This window comes from Rhodococcus sp. MALMAid1271 (assembly GCF_049195265.1).
Taxonomy (GTDB): Bacteria; Actinomycetota; Actinomycetes; order Mycobacteriales; family Mycobacteriaceae; genus Rhodococcoides.
In genome coordinates this window covers 1-652 of the sequence record NZ_JBMIRQ010000076.1, presented here as the reverse complement: position 1 = coordinate 652, position 652 = coordinate 1, and the positions used below count along the sequence as shown (strand labels likewise).

The following is a 652-nucleotide window of genomic DNA, read 5'->3' as shown; positions in this document are numbered from 1 at the left end:
AAGCAGGAGACCTCATCGCCGTCCTCGAAGCGATGAAAATGGAAAACCCCGTCAACGCCCACAAAGCAGGCACCATCACCGGCCTGACCGTCACCGCAGGCGACGCCATCACCCAAGGCACCGTCCTCACCGAAATCAAGTAGGAGGTACTCGATGACTGCTCTTGCGGAATCGTTCGGCGGCGATACGTCGGCGGTACATTCCACCGACCTGGAGATCGTGTCCACGGTGTTGCGGATCGCCTCGGCTGCTCGGGTTCGGTTGGCGGAGGCGCTCGATGCGCACGGACTGAGCTGGGCGCGCTACGAGGTGTTGGAACTGGTGTGCACACGCGGGCCGATGTCCTACAGCGCTCTCTCGCGAGAGTTGGTGCGGCACAGAACGAGTATCACCGCCACGACGGCGAGCTTGGTGGAAGCGGGATTGCTGGTGCGCAGCGTCAGTCCGCGGAACAGTCAGCAGTACTTGGTGGAGGCCACCGATTCGGGGCAGCGTGCGGTTCGGCGTGCCGAGCGGGCGCTAGAGCGCGTTCGGTCTCGGATGGCAGTGGACAGCGATTCGGCTCGGACGCTCGAGGTTCTGAGGGGCATCGAGAGGCAGTGGAACGCGCGGTACTGATCACCCGTCGTGCGCCTTTTGCGTACCTATACAT

The 652-nt window shown here is 63.2% G+C and carries 2 protein-coding genes; both read left to right on the top strand.

What is annotated here, in order from left to right; translation table 11 throughout:
• Positions 1–143 (top strand): acetyl-CoA carboxylase biotin carboxyl carrier protein subunit (locus ACOQFP_RS10320; protein ID WP_421584262.1); only part of this gene is annotated, 143 nt, incomplete at its 5' end.
• Positions 144–153: 10 nt separating this feature from the next.
• Positions 154–618, top strand: a complete 465-nt coding sequence (locus ACOQFP_RS10315) for a MarR family transcriptional regulator (protein WP_206492304.1) — start codon at positions 154–156, stop codon at positions 616–618.
• The last annotated feature ends 34 nt before the right edge of the window (positions 619–652 follow it).